This window comes from Celeribacter sp. HF31, assembly GCF_011806455.1.
Lineage (GTDB): Bacteria > Pseudomonadota > Alphaproteobacteria > Rhodobacterales > Rhodobacteraceae > Celeribacter.
In genome coordinates, this window is sequence record NZ_JAATOT010000002.1 from 447,485 (window position 1) to 464,871 (window position 17,387).

The 17,387-nt window shown below is 60.4% G+C and carries 17 protein-coding genes; 13 read left to right on the forward strand and 4 right to left on the reverse strand.

The window, feature by feature from the left end:
- Positions 1-107: 107 nt before the first annotated feature.
- Entirely contained in the window at positions 108-956 is an 849-nt protein-coding gene (locus tag HCZ23_RS05605; RefSeq protein ID WP_167600713.1) for a hypothetical protein, read from the forward strand.
- A 174-nt stretch (positions 957-1,130) separates the two neighbouring features.
- On the opposite strand, the gene HCZ23_RS05610 is transcribed toward HCZ23_RS05605, so the two are convergent.
- Positions 1,131-1,688 (reverse strand): peptidylprolyl isomerase, encoded by a 558-nt coding sequence (locus HCZ23_RS05610; protein ID WP_167600714.1) that lies wholly within the window; start codon positions 1,686-1,688, stop codon positions 1,131-1,133.
- Positions 1,681-2,187 carry a peptidylprolyl isomerase gene (locus HCZ23_RS05615; protein WP_167600715.1) on the reverse strand — a complete coding sequence of 169 codons (507 nt, stop codon included), beginning with the start codon at positions 2,185-2,187 and terminating at the stop codon, positions 1,681-1,683. The genes HCZ23_RS05610 and HCZ23_RS05615 overlap by 8 nt, the downstream gene beginning before the upstream one ends.
- Positions 2,188-2,389: 202 nt before the next feature.
- On the opposite strand from HCZ23_RS05615, the gene pgk reads away from it, so the two are divergent.
- The 8 genes from pgk to HCZ23_RS05655 all read left to right on the forward strand — a co-directional run bounded on the left by pgk (position 2,390) and on the right by HCZ23_RS05655 (position 11,319).
- Positions 2,390-3,577 carry a phosphoglycerate kinase gene (gene pgk / locus HCZ23_RS05620; protein WP_167600716.1) on the forward strand — a complete coding sequence of 396 codons (1,188 nt, stop codon included), beginning with the start codon at positions 2,390-2,392 and terminating at the stop codon, positions 3,575-3,577.
- A 266-nt stretch (positions 3,578-3,843) separates the two neighbouring features.
- Positions 3,844-4,737: a fructose bisphosphate aldolase gene (locus tag HCZ23_RS05625; protein WP_167600717.1), complete on the forward strand. Its 894-nt coding sequence runs from the start codon at positions 3,844-3,846 to the stop codon at positions 4,735-4,737.
- 499 nt (positions 4,738-5,236) lie between these two features.
- Entirely contained in the window at positions 5,237-6,835 is a 1,599-nt protein-coding gene (locus tag HCZ23_RS05630; protein ID WP_167600839.1) for a glucan biosynthesis protein, read from the forward strand.
- 47 nt (positions 6,836-6,882) lie between these two features.
- Positions 6,883-7,032, forward strand: coding sequence for a hypothetical protein (locus tag HCZ23_RS05635; protein WP_167600718.1), 150 nt, complete (start codon positions 6,883-6,885; stop codon positions 7,030-7,032).
- A 17-nt stretch (positions 7,033-7,049) separates the two neighbouring features.
- Entirely contained in the window at positions 7,050-8,858 is a 1,809-nt protein-coding gene (gene mdoH, locus HCZ23_RS05640; protein WP_167600719.1) for a glucans biosynthesis glucosyltransferase MdoH, read from the forward strand.
- Positions 8,845-10,059, forward strand: coding sequence for an OpgC family protein (locus HCZ23_RS05645; protein ID WP_167600720.1), 1,215 nt, complete (start codon positions 8,845-8,847; stop codon positions 10,057-10,059). The genes mdoH and HCZ23_RS05645 overlap by 14 nt, the downstream gene beginning before the upstream one ends.
- Before the next feature lie 312 nt (positions 10,060-10,371).
- Entirely contained in the window at positions 10,372-10,674 is a 303-nt protein-coding gene (locus tag HCZ23_RS05650) for a septum formation initiator family protein (protein WP_167600721.1), read from the forward strand.
- Between the two features lie 60 nt (positions 10,675-10,734).
- Entirely contained in the window at positions 10,735-11,319 is a 585-nt protein-coding gene (locus HCZ23_RS05655) for a lytic transglycosylase (RefSeq protein ID WP_167600840.1), read from the forward strand.
- A gap of 15 nt (positions 11,320-11,334) precedes the next feature.
- Here the strand turns inward: HCZ23_RS05655 and HCZ23_RS05660 are convergent, their stop codons facing one another.
- Complete coding sequence (locus tag HCZ23_RS05660; protein WP_167600722.1) at positions 11,335-11,928, reverse strand: DUF805 domain-containing protein; 594 nt, start codon at positions 11,926-11,928, stop codon at positions 11,335-11,337.
- A 284-nt stretch (positions 11,929-12,212) separates the two neighbouring features.
- On the opposite strand from HCZ23_RS05660, the gene pdhA reads away from it, so the two are divergent.
- The 4 genes from pdhA (at position 12,213) to HCZ23_RS05680 (ending at position 16,343) form a co-directional block, all read left to right on the forward strand.
- Positions 12,213-13,238, forward strand: a complete 1,026-nt coding sequence (gene pdhA, locus HCZ23_RS05665) for a pyruvate dehydrogenase (acetyl-transferring) E1 component subunit alpha (RefSeq protein WP_167600723.1) — start codon at positions 12,213-12,215, stop codon at positions 13,236-13,238.
- An 18-nt stretch (positions 13,239-13,256) separates the two neighbouring features.
- Positions 13,257-14,633 (forward strand): pyruvate dehydrogenase complex E1 component subunit beta, encoded by a 1,377-nt coding sequence (locus tag HCZ23_RS05670; protein WP_167600724.1) that lies wholly within the window; start codon positions 13,257-13,259, stop codon positions 14,631-14,633.
- 12 nt (positions 14,634-14,645) lie between these two features.
- Positions 14,646-15,953, forward strand: coding sequence for a pyruvate dehydrogenase complex dihydrolipoamide acetyltransferase (locus tag HCZ23_RS05675; protein WP_167600725.1), 1,308 nt, complete (start codon positions 14,646-14,648; stop codon positions 15,951-15,953).
- A 69-nt stretch (positions 15,954-16,022) separates the two neighbouring features.
- Complete coding sequence (locus tag HCZ23_RS05680) at positions 16,023-16,343, forward strand: hypothetical protein (RefSeq protein WP_167600726.1); 321 nt, start codon at positions 16,023-16,025, stop codon at positions 16,341-16,343.
- A gap of 16 nt (positions 16,344-16,359) precedes the next feature.
- Here the strand turns inward: HCZ23_RS05680 and cysE are convergent, their stop codons facing one another.
- The gene (gene cysE / locus HCZ23_RS05685) at positions 16,360-17,178 is read right to left on the reverse strand and encodes a serine O-acetyltransferase (RefSeq protein WP_167600727.1); all 819 of its coding nucleotides are present in this window, start codon (positions 17,176-17,178) and stop codon (positions 16,360-16,362) included.
- Positions 17,179-17,387: the final 209 nt, after the last annotated feature.

Below are 17,387 nucleotides of genomic sequence, written 5' to 3' on the forward strand. Positions count from 1 at the left end.
GCCTCTGCGCGGTTTTGTGATATTAAAATGCACTGATCTTCATGGATTTTTTCCGTTTTCAGGCGCAGAATACACGTATGAAGAGAGTCGCTTTCCTCCCCCTTGCCTTGACCGGCGCCCTGATCGGCCTCGCCAGCACGGTGCAGGCGCAGTCCTTTGACGCGAGCCAATGGATCACCGGCGACGGCTGGATCGCGCTAGGTGCCTCGACGGTTGAGGGGCAAGACGCCTGGCTGGGCGGCGACGGCACATGGACGACCGCTTGGGACGGACTGGGGCTGACATTCGGGGCTTTTGGCACCCTGGGGCGCGAGCACGAGACCTATGCGGCGTTGAGCTATAGCCTCAGCTCCGGCGCGCGGTTCGAGATCGGCAATCCGCGTCCGGCCTACGACCAATTCGCCCGTCCGCTGATCTCTGATGTGATGCTGCCGGAGGCGCTGAGGCGCACCGGCACGGGGTTTAGCCGGCTGACCGACGGCACGATCACCGAAGGCGAATACCTGCCCTATGGTGTGAGCTATCAGGCCGCAGGTGTGGCGACCTCGCTGCATTATGTCGACGAGTATGACGCCACGGTTCTGGGGCTTGGCGGCGGCTGGCAGAGCGGCGCGTGGCAGGTCGAGGTGGCGCTGGAATATGTCGATGGCGACACCAATGATGCCAATGCGAAACTGCAAGGCCGCTATGAATTGGGCGCGGGAGAGATGTCCGGCACGTTGTCCTACAATGAGGCCAATGACGCCCCCGCCGCGGTAGAACTGGCCTATCGCCACCAAGTGACGGATCGGCTGTCCCTGACAGAATTGGTCTCTGTCCCGTTTGAAGAGCCCGAGGACGGCGTGGCGCTTTTGGGGGCGAATATTTACCTGCGCGGATCGACCTCTTTGGACCTGTCGGGCGGCTATGGCGCGGGGGATGGATTGGCCTCTGCGGCGGTGCGCTTCGAGTTTTAAATCCGATATGCAGACATGAAAAAGGGCGCTGATGAGCGCCCTTTCCTATTCATTAAAGCGTTTCTCAAAAACTTGAGGCACTCAATTTTTGAGAAACGCAGCAATATCAATTCAGTGCGGCAACGTTTTTCGCTCAATCTGAAACAGACTAAACGAAAAACGCTTTATGCCATATCAGTCGGTCACGGTGACGGAGGTCATCACATCCGGCTCACCGATGACGGCGCCGTTCGGGCCAGTGCCGCGTTTGATCTGATTGACCACATCCATGCCCGACGTCACCTTGCCGACCACGGTGTATTGACCGTCGAGATGCGGCGCCGGCGCGAACATGATGAAGAACTGCGCATTGGCGGAGTTCGGGTTCTGGCTGCGGGCCATGCCGACGACGCCGGCATCAAAGGACTGGTCGGAGAACTCTGCCTTCAGATCGGGATAGGTGGAGCCTCCACGCCCGGCCATCTGCATCGAGAAATCGGCCGCACCCATCTTGCCATATTGCACGTCGCCAGTCTGCGCCATGAAGCCATCGATCACGCGGTGGAACACGACATTGTCATAGGCGCCCTCAGAGGCGAGTTTCGTGATCTGCGCGACGTGGCCCGGAGCGACATCGTCGAAGAGGTCGATATGGACGACACCATTGGCCTCGCCCGAGACGGTGATGTCGAGACCGGTCGCGAAGGCCGGACCCGCCACCAAAGCGGCGATCAGGGTGAGCGACTTAAGCATCGGCGGCCACCTTCATGGAGATCATCGCATCAGGATACATCGGCGGCTCGCCACGGGTGATCTTGTCGACAAATTCCATGCCGGAGATCACGCGGCCATAGACCGTGTACTGACGGTTGAGGAAGTGGTTGTCGGAGAAGTTGATGAAGAACTGCGAGTTGGCGGAGTTCGGGTTTTGCGCCCGCGCCGCCCCGATGGTGCCGCGATCATGCGGAATGCCGGAGAACTCGGCCGGAAGATCCGGCAGATCGGAACCGCCAGTGCCCGCACGACGCAGCTCGAAGTCTTTGTTCTGGTTGCCGAATTTCACGTCACCCGTCTGCGCCATGAACCCGTCGATCACACGGTGGAAGACCACGCCGTCATAGGCGCCGGAGCGCGCCAGTTCTTTCATCCGCTCGCAATGTTTGGGCGCGATGTCGGGCAGAAGCTCTATGACCACCTCGCCGCTGTCCAGCGTGACGATGATCGTGTTTTCAGGGTCTTTGATGTCGGCCATGAGTGGCTCCTCCGAATAGAAAACCGTGCATGAGACGGTCGAAATTTTGCGCAGTTTAATCTGCGCGGGGGACAAGGGAAAGGCCGAACTCGTCGCAAGCCCGCCCATCTGTGCCCGCACGGCTCACGGCGGTTGACGAAGCGGTGATCAGGGTTCAAACAAGTGTCAGATGCCAAACCCTCCCCCGAAAGGATCGATTGCTATGGCTTGGAAAACCCTCGATGATATGGATCTCGCCGGCAAGGTCGTGCTGACCCGTGTGGACATCAACGTGCCCGTGGCCGACGGCAAGGTGACCGACGCCACCCGGATCGAGCGGATCAAACCGACGATCGACGATATTCTGGAAAAAGGCGGCAAGCCTGTGCTTTTGGCGCATTTCGGACGTCCGAAAGGTCAGGTTGTGCCGGAGATGAGCCTTGGACTGATCAAGGACGCCGTCTCCGACGTGCTGGGCGTGCCGGTGAAATTTGCGAGCGACTGCATCGGCGGTCCGGCAAAAGAGGGTGTGGCGGAGCTTGGCGAAGGCGAAGTCTTGCTGTTGGAAAACACCCGCTTCCATGAGGGCGAAACCAAGAACGACGGCCAATTCGCCGCCTCTCTCGCCGCTCTGGGGGATGTCTATGTCAACGACGCCTTTTCTGCGGCGCACCGTGCGCATGGCTCGACCGAGGGTGTCGCGAAACTCCTGCCTTCCTGCGCCGGTCGATTGATGCAAGCCGAGCTTTCCGCGCTCGAAGCCGCGCTTTCCACCCCCGAACGCCCGGTCGTGGCCGTGGTCGGTGGCGCGAAAGTCTCGACCAAGCTCGATCTTCTGGGCAATCTGGTGCGCAAGGTCGACTACCTGGTGATCGGCGGCGGCATGGCGAACACGTTTTTGGCCGCCGAGGGCGTCGATGTGGGCAAATCGCTTTGTGAGCATGATCTGGCCGACACCGCGCGCGAGATCATCAAGAAGGCCGATGAGGCCGGATGCGAGATCGTGCTGCCGGTCGATGTCGTCATCGCCCGCGAGTTCAAAGCCAATGCCGAAAACGAGGTTGTGCCGGTGACGGAATGCCCGGCGGATGCGATGATTTTCGATGCGGGGCCGAAATCGGTCGAACGCATCAGCGAGATCATCGCAGGCGCCAAGACCTTGATCATGAACGGCCCGCTCGGAGTGTTCGAGCTTGAGCCCTTTGGCAAAGGCACCTTCGCGATGATCGAGAAGATCGCAGAACAGACCAAGGCAGGCGCTTTGGTGTCCGTGGCGGGCGGCGGCGACACGGTGGCCTCGATCAACGCCTCGGGCCATGGCGCGGATTTCACCTATATCTCGACCGCAGGCGGCGCTTTCCTCGAATGGATGGAGGGCAAGGAATTGCCCGGGGTTGTGGCCCTCGGCTAAGCGTTCAAGGCCCGCCGGATCTGGCGGGCCTTTTCATTTCTGCCCCCCCCGTGAGGCGATTTGCGCTGCATCAAGACGCTGCCGGGAAAAGCGGCGTAGCCTGCCATCCGACAAGACCTGTGAGCGCTACCTGTAAGAGAGTCCAGAACGTTAGCGCCACCAAGATTGCGACAGTCCGCCGGGCAAGGTAACTCGGTGGGTGAGAACTGAAAGCCCTCGGGACCGAGGGGGATTTGAGTCCAAAAGAGGCCAAGAAGAGGAATGAGATGTCTATTCAAGAAATGACCGCCAAAATGGGCGAAGGCCAAGGCTTTATCGCAGCACTTGACCAATCGGGGGGCTCCACGCCCAAGGCGCTCAAACTCTACGGCGTCGAGGAAAGCGAATATTCCGGCGACGAAGAAATGTTCGACATGGTGCACGCCATGCGTTCGCGCATCATCCAATCGCCGTCCTTCACGGGCGACAAGGTGATCGGCGCGATCCTTTTTGAGATGACCATGGACCGTGAAGTCGGCGGCAAACCGACCTCTTTGTTCCTCTGGGAAGACAAAGGCGTGGTGCCGTTTCTCAAGATCGACAAGGGTCTGGAAGCTGAGGCCAATGGCGTTCAGCTGATGAAACCCATGCCGGGTCTCGACGATCTTCTGGCCCGCGCCGCCAAGCTCAAGGTCTTCGGCACCAAAGAGCGTTCGGTGATCAACGCCGCCAATCCGGAAGGCATCAAAGCCGTCGTCGACCAGCAATTCGAAATCGGCGAACAGGTGATCAAAGCGGGCCTCATGCCGATCCTTGAGCCGGAAGTGACCATCACCATCGCCGACAAGGCCGAAGCCGAAGTCCTCCTGCGCGAAGAAATCCTCAAGCATCTCGACGCCATGGACGAGAGCAAACAGGTCATGCTGAAACTCTCCCTGCCGAGTGAGGCCAACTTCTACAAACCGCTGGTCGATCACCCGCGTGTGTTGAAAGTCGTGGCTCTGTCCGGCGGGTATGGTCGCGATGAAGCCAATGACATTCTGTCGAAAAACACCGGCATGATCGCGTCTTTCTCGCGTGCTCTGTCGGAAGGCCTGAACGCCAAACAAAGCGACGCGGAATTCGACGCCACGCTGAAAGCCGCCGTGGACAGCATCCACGCGGCCTCCATCGCCGGCTGATCCGCGCGTCACTCCAAAGTTTAGGGCGTCCCTCATCGGGGGCGCCCTTTTCGCGTGTATTCAGCCGCGAGGCCAAGGTGAGTCGCGCCATGGAAATCCCACCACAAGCCCGAAAGGGGTGGGAAAGATATGTGCATTTGCTCACTGGAACCCGGTCGGAAAAACCATGTAACACTTTTACGAACATATATGCTGCATTTGCGAAATCACTTCGCCGTTTCATCAGCGTAAATCCGCATCCTGCGCGCAGAATCCCACTTGCGCGATGGACAAAAAAGGTCAAAAGGCGTTGAGATTAGGAGGAATTCCGCCCGCATTAAGCAGTATTCCGCCAGAGACACCCTATGATTGGCATTTTCTGCTGCACAGCAAAATTGACGCCTTATTTACCCTCCAGACCCTGACATCACGGAGTGCCAGTTTGACGATTCCCGCCGGTTCCGCCGCAACCCTTGAAACGCCCCCTGACAATCTGCGCCGCCGCCGGTTCCTCTCGGCCATGGCCGGCTCTGTTGCCCTCTCCGCGGTGATGCCCTCTTGGCTGATGGCGCAAGAGGCCGAAGCCCCCGCAACCGAAACCCCGACAGAGGCCCCTGTTGTGGAGCCTGCCCCCGCAGAACCCGCCGCCCCCGAGTTCCCGCCCTTTAGCTTTGACGCGCTCTCTGAGGAAATGCGCAAAGCGGCCGGTGAGAATTGGCAAGAGGCGGAAAAGATCGAGGGCGCACTCGCAGGTCTCGATTACGACGCCTACCAACGCATCCGCTTCCGCCCCGACCATGCCCGCTGGCAGGACGAGGGTCAGGAATTCCGCCTGCACGCTTTCCACCTCGGATGGCTGTTCAAAGAGCCGGTGCATATTTTCGAGATCAAGGAGGGCCGTGCCCAGCCGATGGACTTCACCACCCATGATTTCGAATATGGCGGCAATGTCAGCGAGAAAATCCCCGAGGACACGCCGATGCCGGGGGTTGCGGGCTTTCGTCTGCACAACCCCCTCAACCGCGCCGATGTCTTCGACGAGCTGATCGCATTCCTGGGCGCAAGCTATTTCCGCGCCTTGGGTCGCGGCACGGTCTATGGCCTCTCGGCGCGGGGCCTCGCGGTCAACACCGCCATGCAGGGCGGCGAGGAATTCCCGCGCTTTACCGATTTCTGGATCGAACGCCCGATGCCGGGCGCCAATACGATCACGGTTTATGCCGCGCTGGACAGCAAATCCGTGACCGGTGCCTACCGTTTCGTCATCACCCCCGGTGAGGACACGGAGATGGAGGTCACCGCGCGGCTGTTCCTGCGCGAGAAAACCGACCAGATCGGCATTGCGCCTCTGACCTCGATGTATCTCTTCGGCGGCGCCGATCCGCGCGGCTTCGACGATTTCCGCGCCTCGGTGCATGACAGCGAATATCTCGTGCTCAACACGCGCGGTGGCGAGACCTTCCTGCGCGCTTTGAACAACCCGCCGCGTTTGGCGAGTTCTTATCTGGGCGCAGAGAACCCGCTGTCTTTCGGTCTTATCCAGCGCAGCCGGGATTTCGACGATTACCTCGACGCGCAGGCGCATTACGAACGCCGCCCGTCCTTGATGGTCGAACCGATTGGCGACTGGGGCAAGGGCACCGTGCGTCTGGTGGAGATTCCGTCGAAACTTGAGGGCAATGACAATATCGTCGCCTTCTGGGTGCCCGAGGGCAAAATGGAAAAGGGTGCGGCCCTTGAGTACGCTTACCGCCTGCATTGGGGCATGTCGCCGATCGGCGATCGCAGCGTCGATCGCGCCCGGATCCTGCGCACCCGTGTGGGCGAAGGCGGCGTGGCCGGCGTCGAACAAAAAAGCGACACCCGCAAATTCGTGATTGATTTCGAGGGTGGCATTCTGTCCTCGCTGCCCGCCGATGCCGTGTTGGTCCCGCAGGTCAGCAGCGGCCGCGGCGAGATCACGCAGGCCATTGTCAGCAAGGTCAGCGGCACCGATATCTGGCGTCTGGTGATCGAGGCGAAAACCGAGCCCGGAAATGTTGCGGAACTTAAAGCCGCCCTGACGGGTTATGGACAGACATTAACAGAAACCTGGCTTTACCAATGGATGAGGGACTGACTTTGACGCGATCTTCTCAACAGACCGAATTGGATATGGGCAAAGATATGAACACCGACGCACATCTCGATGCGGCACAGGACTGGTTGCCGCCCGAGGCGCCGCTTGAGATGCCGCGCCAGGTGCTTGAACGCGACAGCCGGCGGGCCGAATGGCCGCGCCTTCTGCGCCTGATCCTGCCCGGCAAAGCCGTTTGAGGCCGAGAGAGCAGATCATGTCATCTTCGCCTCGCAAGGCCGCGCGCAGGGCCCTGCCCGCTGATGCCCGCACCAAGCTGATCCGCACGCTGGCCCTGAGTTTCGCCCTCTTGGCGGCACTTGTGGCCTCGACGCTTTTGGCCGATGCCGCCATTCAGGACGGCGTCGATGTCTGGGACGTGGTGCGCGGGGTGTTGATCTTTGTCACCACCGCCTGGCTCGCCTGGGGGGCGACGCTGTCTTTCGTCGGCCTCGCGCCGCGCGTTGGCAAACGCCGCCCTGCGCCGGAGCTGCAATCCCCTGCCCCGCGTCTCGTCGTCTTGGTGCCGATCTGCAACGAGGACCCGGTGACGACCTTTGCCCGCATCGCGGCGATGGATCGTTCGATCCAAGCCGAAGGCTTGGCCTCCGACATCGCAATCCTGTCCGACACCCGCAACGAAGACTCCGCACTTTTGGAGCGTCAGACCTATCTGCGTCTGATCCGCGAGACACATGGCGAGGGTCGGATTTTCTATCGTCGACGCGACGACAACCGGGGCCGCAAAGCGGGCAATATCGAAGAGTTCATCCGGCGCTCCGGCGGCGCCTATGATTTCGCGCTGATCCTCGATGCCGATAGCCTGATGGAGGGCCGCGCCGTGCGCGAGATGGCCGCCAAGATGCAGGCCGACCCGAAGCTTGGCCTCTTGCAAACCCTGCCGAAAATCATCGGCGCGCGGTCGTTCTTTGGCCGCGCCATGCAATTCGCCGCAAGCTTTCACAGCCCGATCTTCACCCGTGGCCTTGAGCGTCTTCAGGGCAACACAGGCCCATTTTGGGGCCATAACGCCATGGTGCGGGTCAATGCCTTTGCCGAAAGCTGCGCCCTACCGGAACTGGCCGGTCCGCCGCCCTTCGGTGGCCATATCCTGAGCCATGACTATGTCGAGGCCGCCCTTTTGGCGCGCGGTGGCTGGCGCGTGCAAGTCGATCACACCATCAGCGGTTCCTTCGAGGAAGGCCCGGAGAACATCCTGTCCTACGCCAAACGCGACCGCCGCTGGTGTCAGGGCAACCTGCAACATTCGCGACTTCTGCTGTCTCCCGGCATCGCCGGTTGGTCGCGGTTCGTGTTCTTGCAGGGCATTTTTGCCTATCTCGTCTCCGTGCTCTGGGCCGCCTTTCTGATCACCTCCGTGGTGGCGACGATCCTGGCCCCCGTGCCGAATTATTTCCCGGAGCCACATATGCTGTTTCCGGTCTTCCCGGACGACCGGACCAAGGAAATCACCGCGCTGATCGTCGGCATCATGGGGCTTTTGATCCTGCCGAAATTCGCCATTCTCTATGAGGCCTCGGGCACGCGGCGCACCGCGCGGTTTGGCGGCTCTGTTCGTGCGGGCTTTTCCGTTGTGGCCGAGATTTTGCTGTCCTCGCTGATTGCGCCTTTGATGCTGATGTATCAGACCAAGGCGGTGCTTCAGGTGCTCTCCGGCCGCGATGGCGGCTGGCCCGCCAACCAACGCGGCGAAGGCGCTTTGAGCTTGATGGAAGGCTTCCGCGCCGGGCTTTGGATCATGCTTACAGGCGGCGCGGCGCTGGCTTTGGTGGCCCGTGTGGCGCCCGATCTGACGCTTTGGCTCCTGCCGGTCTGCTTGCCGATGCTGGCAGCACCTTTCCTGATCGCATGGACCTCGCGTCCGCTCACACATGCCCTGTTTCTGGTGCCCGAAGAGCGCCGCCCCGCCCCGGTGATCCGCAGCTATCGCGAGATCCTTGGCCGTTGGCAGGCGGAGCCGCGCGCAGATGTGGCAAGCCCGGAGGCGACCCATGTCCCGGCATGACATCGCGGTGCCGAATGAGTTGGCCCAGCCGGTGAAACGCCCGCGCGATCCGCGGATCGACGCGTTTCGCGGGCTGGCGCTCTTGATGATCTTCGTCGATCATTCGCCGCACAATCCCTTTGAATATCTCACCGTGCGCAACATCGGCTTTTCCGATGCGGCGGAGGCGTTTTTCATCATGTCGGGCGTCGCCGCTGGCCTGGCCTACACCGGCCGGTTTCAAGCCCGTCACGACAAAGGCCTGTGGCAGGCCGTGGCACCGATGTGGAAACGCTCATGGACGCTTTATCTCGTGCAAATCCTGTTGACCTCTCTGGCCATCGCGATCTTTGCCGCGGGCGCCACCTGGTTCGGTGTGGATGAGTTGCTGACCAAGATCAACCTTAGGCAAGTGTTCAACAACACCGCCGAGGCGTTGATCGGCATTCCGTTGCTGGGGCATCAGCTGGGCTATGTGAACATCCTGCCCGCCTATTCGGTGCTGTTGTTCTGTGGCCCCTTGATGATCCTCTTGGGGCTCTGGCGGCCGATGCTGCTCTTGGGGCTCTCGGCCGCGCTCTGGCTGGCGGCGGGGATTTGGCGGATCAACCTGCCGAATTATCCCAATCCGGGCGGCTGGTTTTTCAACCCTGTCGCTTGGCAATTCATCTTTGTCGTCGGGCTTTTGACCGGGATTTTCCTGCGTCGGGGCGAGCGGTTCGTGCCGAAAACGCCGTGGCTCTTTTGGCTCGCGACCGGTTGGCTCGCTGTGGTGCTGGCCTGGCGCTATGTGCCGGGGTTCGGGCCGTTCATGAACCATCAGATGGCGGTTCTGGGCAAGGCCGGCCTGCCGTTCAACATGGTGTCGCATGACAAGACTTTCCTCGCCCTGCCCCGCATGACCCATGCTCTGGCGCTGGCCTATGTGTTGTCCTGCCTGCCTTGGGTGACGCGTCTGACCGGGTCGAAAGCGCTGTCATTCTTGCGGCTCTTAGGGCGTCAGGGCCTTTTGGTGTTCGCGGCAGGTACGGTGCTCGCGCTCTTCAACCATGTGATCATGGGCTATTACGCGGGGGCCGATTGGCTCGGATGGGCGCTCATGCCCTTGGGCGCGCTGATCCTCATTGCCGTGGCCTGGATGGGCGACATTCAGAAGACCGCGCAACGTCAAACGCCTGCGCGAAAGGCAGAAGTTGCAGCGCAGCCGATGCCCGCAGAATAAAGCGTTTCTCAAAAAACTTGAGGCACGCAATTTTTGAGAAACGCAGCACTATCCATTCAGCGTGGCAACGTTTTTCGCTCAATCTGAGTCAGATCAAACGAAAAACGCATTAACGAGAACGTGCGCAAGGGCCGCGCACATTCCGTTTCAGCATTTTTTTGCAGATGATTCGTTTTTGGGATTCACAGGCCGAATCGCCTGTGGCATAAGAAGAGCACGGAGGGGTTCCGCCAAAGAGAACGCCCCGTGAGGCAGTTCAGGTGACCTGACCCCGGTCGGGCATCTTTCATACAAAAAGGTAAGAAGCCTATCATGGCTCATCCGCGCAAACGCCCGTCGCTGACCGTGCTTCTGTACGTCGGCGTGATGGTCACCCTCGGTGGCTATTTCACCTTTGCCTCCGTGCAAGGGGAATACGGGCTGTTTCGCCGCTTGCAGATCGAGGCAGAATTGTCCGAGTTGCAAGCGGTGAGCGGCAAACTGGACGAAGAGCTGGCCGTGATGCGCAACAAGACGCTGCGCCTGTCCGACAGCTATCTCGATCTGGACCTTTTGGATGAGCAAGCGCGCGATGTTTTAGGCTATCTGCGCGCCGATGAAATTGTGATCCGCTGACACCATCCCCTGCCCGAAAGGCAAAAGATGACACAAAGCGTCAATGACACCCTATCCTATATGACCCGCCGCCGGATGATTTTGGGCGGCGCCGGGCTTGTGGCGTTGTCCGCCTGTGGCGGCGGCCGTGGCGGCGCGCCCGCGAACCCCGAGGATGCCTGTGCGATCTTCCGCGAGCGCCCGCATTACCAACGGGCGCTTGAGGCCTCCGCGCGCAAATGGGGTGTGCCAGTGCATGTGCAAATGGCTCTGATCTATCAGGAATCCACCTTCCGCGCGACCGCCCGCCCGCCGAAACGCTATGTCTTGTTCATCATCCCGAAAGGTCGGGCCAGCTCCGCGCGGGGCTATGCGCAGGCGCTCGACGGCACGTGGGACGACTACCGCAACGGCCCGGGCCGCGCCGGTGCCAGCCGCAGCAACATCCGCGACGCCACCGATTTCATTGGCTGGTATGTCTCGACCAACAACGCCGCATTGGGGATTTCGAATTCCGACGCCCGCAACAGCTATCTGGCCTATCACGAAGGCCGCACGGGCTACCGGCGCGGCTCGCATAACGGCAAGACGTGGTTGTTGAACGTGGCGGATGGGGTGGCGACACGGGCGGCGCGTTATGAGGCGCAGTTGGGGTATTGCAGGTGACACCCTGAGGCGTCCTCAGGCCCCGCCCTCTACAGGGCTTGGGCCATAACGATTGTCTTTGCGCTCCCCATCTCGGGCGAGCCAGACGATACCGAGGATGACGGCACCGAAGCACCCGAGCATTAAGAAAATGATGAGAATACCCGGCGGCTGCGGAACACGCACCGTTTCAGAGAGCCCCAGATTTGCCGCCAGGATCTCGTCCGGGATCGGCACATCGGTAAGGAACCCGAAGAACGTGATGCTCGTCAAAGCAATCATCACTCCAGCGATCAAAGCAAGGTGCCAAGCGGCGCGACCAGTATCATGCAGCCGCCTGCTTATGGCCGCAAGCCATGGGATGAGCACCACAGGGCCGAACAAGTTTGAAATCGGGCCAGCACCATATAGCGTCTTCGTCTGAAAACTCTGGGACATCCCTTTCGATGACGTGCTTACGACGAGACTAGTCTCGGTCACCGGTCCAAAAATGATTACATCGGCGACAGAGACCACAATAGAGATAAGAAAAAGACCAAGGATGAATTTCCAAAACTCTTCGCGCGTGGCACGCCCCGAGAAGACGAAATATTTCCGAAACCCGACCTTCACGGCCTCAACAATTGTCATTCCTTACCCCCAATCATGATTGCCCCAGCGTCGCGGACACAGATATCAAATCGGCATTCAAAAAACAGTTTCCTTCCAAGAAGAACTATCGCCCCAAGACGTCGCGCAAAAGCGGAAATGACCAAGGTTGGTGCAATTTGAATCACAAAGGCACCCGCCATTCCCAAAACGCATAGCTGCCTCCCACAGTGCATATCAGAAAATCCGTGCAATCACGGCTCACCTCCTTTATCATATAGTTTAACGCTAAACTATTCGCTGCGAACCTTGGAGGAGGAGGCCGCATGGCACCCCGGAAATCACCATCCAAACCAGCAAGCCAAGCCAACGTCTCTAAAGACGAGCTTCTTGCCTATTACAAAGACATGCTTTTGATCCGTCGTTTCGAGGAAAAAGCCGGCCAGCTTTATGGCATGGGCCTCATCGGCGGGTTCTGTCACCTTTATATCGGTCAGGAGGCCGTTGTGGTCGGTCTCGAAGCCGCCGCGAAAGAGGGTGACAAACGCGTGACCTCTTATCGCGATCACGGGCATATGCTCGCCTGCGGCATGGACCCGAACGGCGTGATGGCCGAGCTGACGGGCCGCGAGGGCGGCTATTCCAAAGGCAAGGGCGGCTCGATGCATATGTTCTCGAAAGAGAAGCATTTCTACGGCGGTCACGGCATCGTCGGCGCACAGGTGCCAATCGGCGCCGGTCTGGCGTTTTCCGATAAATACAAAGGCAATGACAATGTGACCTTCGCCTATTTCGGCGATGGCGCGGCCAACCAGGGCCAGGTCTATGAGACCTACAACATGGCCGAGCTTTGGGACCTGCCGGTGATTTTCGTCATCGAAAACAACCAATACGCCATGGGCACCTCGGTGGCCCGTTCGACCAAATCGCCGTCCTTGTGGGAACGCGGCGCGGCTTATGGGATCGAAGGCGAGGAAGTGGACGGCATGGACGTTCTGGCCGTGAAAGAGGCCGGTGAGCGCGCCGTGGCCCACTGCCGCGCGGGCAAAGGGCCGTATATCCTTGAGGTTAAAACCTACCGCTACCGGGGTCACTCCATGTCCGACCCGGCGAAATACCGGACCCGCGAAGAAGTGCAGAAAATGCGCGAGGAACGCGACCCGATCGAGGCCGTGCGGTCGATCCTTTTGACCGGCAACCACGCGACCGAGGACGATCTGAAGGCCATCGACAAGGACATCAAGTCCGTCGTCAACGCCTCCGCAGAATTCGCGAAAGAAAGCCCGGAACCGGCGCTCGACGAGCTTTGGACCGACATCTACGCGGACGAAATTCCGCAGCACACCGCCTGATCCGGGGAGAACGACACAATGGCAACCGAACTTTTGATGCCCGCCCTTTCTCCGACGATGGAAGAAGGCACGCTCGCGAAATGGCTCGTCAAAGAGGGCGACACCGTCTCCTCCGGCGACATCATCGCGGAAATTGAAACCGACAAGGCGACGATGGAATTCGAAGCCGTGGACGAAGGGATCGTTGGCAAGATCCTCGTGGCCGAAGGCACCGAGGGTGTGAAGGTCAACGAGGTGATCGCGGTGCTCGTGGAAGAGGGCGAGAGCGCGGACGACATCGCGGCCCCTGCCCCCAAAGAGGACACGCCTGCTGAGGCAGACGCCACACATGACAGCGCCCCCGCCGCCGCCAAACCTGCGGCTCCGGTCGAAGTGGTCTCCAAAGCCTCCCCGGATTTCCCGGAAGGCACACCGATGAAGACCCAGACCGTGCGCGAAGCACTGCGCGACGCCATGGCCGAAGAGATGCGCCGCGACGAGACCGTCTTCCTCATGGGGGAAGAGGTCGCCGAATACCAAGGCGCTTACAAAATCTCCCAAGGCATGCTGGACGAGTTTGGTTCGAAACGCGTGATCGACACGCCGATCACCGAGCACGGCTTTGCGGGCATTGCCACGGGGGCTGCGTTCGGCGGGCTGAAACCCATCGTCGAATTCATGACCTTCAACTTCGCGATGCAGGCCATCGACCACCTGATCAACTCCGCCGCCAAGACGCTTTACATGTCCGGCGGTCAGATGGGTGCTCCGATGGTGTTCCGGGGTCCGAACGGCGCCGCCGCCCGCGTGGGTGCGCAGCACTCCCAAGACTACGCCGCCTGGTACGCGATGATCCCCGGTCTGAAAGTGGTCATGCCCTACTCGGCTGCCGACTATAAAGGCCTGATGAAAACCGCGATCCGCGACCCGAACCCGGTGATCTTCCTCGAGAACGAGATTCTCTACGGCAAATCCTTTGAGGTGCCGGATCTCGAAGATTTCACCATCCCCTTCGGCAAGGCGCGCGTCTGGCGCGAAGGCACGGATGTGACCATCGTCTCCTTCGGCATCGGCATGACCTATGCTTTGGAAGCCGCGGATAAGCTCTCTGAGGAAGGCATCTCCGCCGAGGTCATCGACCTGCGGACGCTCCGCCCGATCGACTATGACACCGTGTTGGCCTCCGTGATGAAGACCAACCGCTGTGTGACCGTCGAAGAGGGGTGGCCGGTCGGATCCATCGGCAACCACATCTCGTCTGTGATCATGCAGCGGGCGTTTGACTATCTCGACGCGCCGGTGATCAACTGTGCCGGTAAAGACGTGCCGATGCCCTACGCCGCCAACCTCGAAAAACTCGCGCTGGTGACCACCGACGACGTCGTGGCCGCCTGCAAAGAAGTCACCTACCGCTAAGGAGAACCCGTTATGGCTATTGAACTTTTGATGCCCGCGCTGTCTCCGACGATGGAGGAAGGGACGCTGGCGAAATGGCTCGTGAAAGAGGGGGATGAGATTTCCTCCGGCGATGTGATCGCAGAGATCGAGACCGACAAGGCGACGATGGAATTCGAAGCCGTGGACGAAGGTGTCATGGGGAAAATCCTCGTGGCGGAGGGCACCGAGGGCGTGAAAGTGAACGCGCCGATTGCGGTGCTTTTGGAAGAAGGCGAAGACGCCTCTGCCGCCGAGAACGTCGGTTCCTCTGCGCCCGCTCCGGCGGCGGAAGAAGCGCCGAAAGCCGAAGCGGCGGCTCCGGCGCCCGCAGCGGCTGCGGCCCCTGCCCCGGCAGCACCCAAAGCGGCCTCTGGCGAGCGTATCTTTGCCTCGCCGCTGGCGCGTCGCATCGCCGCTCAGAAAGGTCTCGATCTGTCTGCGATTGCGGGCTCCGGTCCGAAAGGCCGCATCGTGAAAGCAGATGTGGAAAACGCCACAGCCGCGCCGAAAGCCGAAGCGCCGAAAGCGGCCGCTCCATCCCCGGCTGCCGCCGCAGCGGCGCCTGCTGGCCCGTCTGCGGATATGGTCGCGAAGATGTACGAGGGCCGCGAGTACGAGGAAATCAAACTCGACGGCATGCGCAAAACCATCGCCGCGCGTCTCACGGAAGCCAAGCAAACCATCCCGCATTTCTACCTGCGCCGCGACATTCAGCTCGATGCGCTGATGAAATTCCGCGCCGAGCTGAACCACCAGCTCACCGGCAAGGGTGTGAAGCTGTCGGTCAATGATTTCATCATCAAGGCCGTGGCCAACGCGCTGCAAGAGGTCCCGACGGCCAATGCCGTGTGGGCCGGTGATCGCGTGTTGCAGATGAAAGCCTCTGACGTGGCCGTCGCGGTCGCGATCGAGGGCGGGCTGTTCACGCCGGTGCTGAAAGACGCCGACATGAAGTCACTCTCGGCTCTGTCGAAAGAGATGAAAGACCTCGCGCATCGTGCCCGCGACCGCAAGCTTGCGCCGCATGAGTATCAGGGCGGCTCTTTCGCGATTTCCAACCTCGGCATGTTCGGCATCGACAATTTCGACGCCATCGTGAACCCGCCACACGCCGGTATTCTGGCGGTCGGCACCGGGGTCAAGAAACCGGTGATCGGCGAGGATGGCGAGATCAAGGTCGCAACCGTGATGTCCGTTACCATGTCTGTGGATCACCGCGTGATCGACGGCGCGCTTGGGGCAGAACTGCTCAAAGCCATTGTCGAAAATCTGGAAAATCCGGTGGCGATGCTGGCGTAATCGCAAGCTATATCATAGAGATACGAAAGGCCCTGCATGCGCGGGGCCTTTTGCTTAAGGGGTCATTGGATGTTGAAATTTGTACTGGGCGCTGTTTTCGGAGCCGGTCTTTGTTACGCAGGGCTTGTGGCGGTCTCGCCCAATCCGATGGGGCCGCTCATGCGGTCCAAAGCAGGCGCAGAGGGGCAGCGTCTATTCGAGGGGCCGATGTGGCACAGCGATGAGCAAGGGCGGTATCAGCTTGCGGAATTCAGTGCCGTCCATTGCGAACGGATCGGAATGGAACTGGTTGGGATCGAGATCAAAAGCCGCAAGGTTCTGGCCGATCTCTTGCCACCGAAAGCCCGGCTGATCTGCGCGCCCCTTGAGCGCGGAACGCCGTCACATTAAACCCGAAGAGCACGGGTCAGGCCTTTTCGCCGCGCGCGCCGATCAGTTGGTTCATTGAAATCGATGGCTGGGAACAGCCCGCCTCGCCCACGACTTTGGCGGGGACCCCCGCAACGGTCGTGCAATGCGGCACATCGGCCAGCACCACGGAGCCAGCGGCCACGCGCGAGCAGTCGCCGATCTTGATATTGCCCAGCACCTTGGCGCCCGCACCGATCAGGACGCCGTCGCCAATTTTCGGGTGACGGTCCTCGTCCTCTTTGCCGGTGCCGCCAAGCGTCACGGAATGCAGGATCGAGACATTGTCGCCGATCACGGCCGTTTCGCCAAAGACCAGCGCATGGGCGTGATCGAGGAACAGCCCCTTGCCGATGCGGCAGGCGGGGTGAATGTCGACGGAGAATTGCTCGGACATGCGCATCTGAAAGAAATAGGCCAGATCGCGACGCCCTTCGCGCCAGAGCCAATTGGAGACGCGATGCGCCTGGATCGCCTGGAAGCCTTTGAAATAGAGCAAAGGCTGGATATAGCGATGGCAGGCCGGGTCGCGGTCGTAAACGGCGGCGATGTCGGCACGCGCGGCCTCGGAGAGCATCGGATCGCCCGAATAGGCGTCGTCGGCGATCTCGCGGATGAGCTGTTCGGACATCTCGGGAGAGGCAAGTTTCTGCGCGATCCGGTAGGCCAGCGCATCCTCCAAAGTCTCGTGATGCAGGATACAGGCATGGACCAACCCACCCAAGAGAGGCTCGGCCTCGACGGCTTGCCGCGCCTCGGAGACAACCTGGCTCCAGACGGGATCGAGTTCTTTCAAGGTGGTGCGGGTCTTGGCCATGCGCTTGTCCTCTTTTTTCAGAGCTTACTATAGATAGTTCCGAATTCAAAAGCGCAAGAGTGTGAACATGCAAAAGCCCCCGCCAGTGTTGCACAGCGGGGGATGTGATTGGTTGTGATCGAGAGAAGGTTATTCGGAGGGCAGCGAGAATTGCACGCAATGGATGGCGAGGCGGATCACCCCGCCCGCGTCGAAATCACCGCCCTCGC